Annotated in this window: 1 pseudogene; it reads right to left on the minus strand. The window is 57.0% G+C overall.

Features of this window, described 5'->3' with window-relative positions:
- Nucleotides 1-470: pseudogene (gene istB / locus B348_RS0102615) on the minus strand (IS21-like element ISPsy20 family helper ATPase IstB); the annotation flags it as partial.
- Between the last annotated feature and the right edge of the window lie 90 nt (nucleotides 471-560).

Raw genomic sequence — 560 nt, forward strand, 5'->3', positions numbered from 1 at the left:
AGCAGTCCCTGGGCGATTCGCCCTGCCTTGCCATCGTACTTCTCACGCTCCAGCAGATTCACCAGATCCACCGTGGAAAAGAAGCGCACGCGTTTGTTGTGGGCCGTGATTCCGGATACAGCCAAGGCACTGGCCAGGTGTGTTTTCCCGGTTCCAGGGCCGCCGATGAACACGACATTCTGCGCGGTTTCAGTGAACGCTAAGCTGGATAGATCGCTGACCAGCCGGGCATCAGCGCTGGAAGCGCTGAAGTCAAAGCCAGCTAAGTCACGGTGCATGGGGAGTTTTGCCATGTTCATCTGATGATTCACCGAGCGTACCGCGCGATCCGCATGTTCCTGCTGAAGCAGATGTTCCAGCAGCCATTTCGATGAAGCCGTCGACGCTGTTCCTTGAGAGACCAGTTCTTCCCAAGCACTGGCCATGCCGTGCAGGCGAAGTTCTTTGAGTTCAGTCATTAGGTCACGCATTGCGATTCTCCTCATCGGTCGCACGGAGCCGGTCGTAGCGTGCCGTATTGGCAACAGGCGCGACCTTGAGTTGCAGGCTGGTTTCTACAC

Source organism: Pseudomonas sp. CBZ-4, assembly GCF_000346755.1.
In the GTDB taxonomy this organism is placed as follows: Bacteria; Pseudomonadota; Gammaproteobacteria; order Pseudomonadales; family Pseudomonadaceae; genus Aquipseudomonas.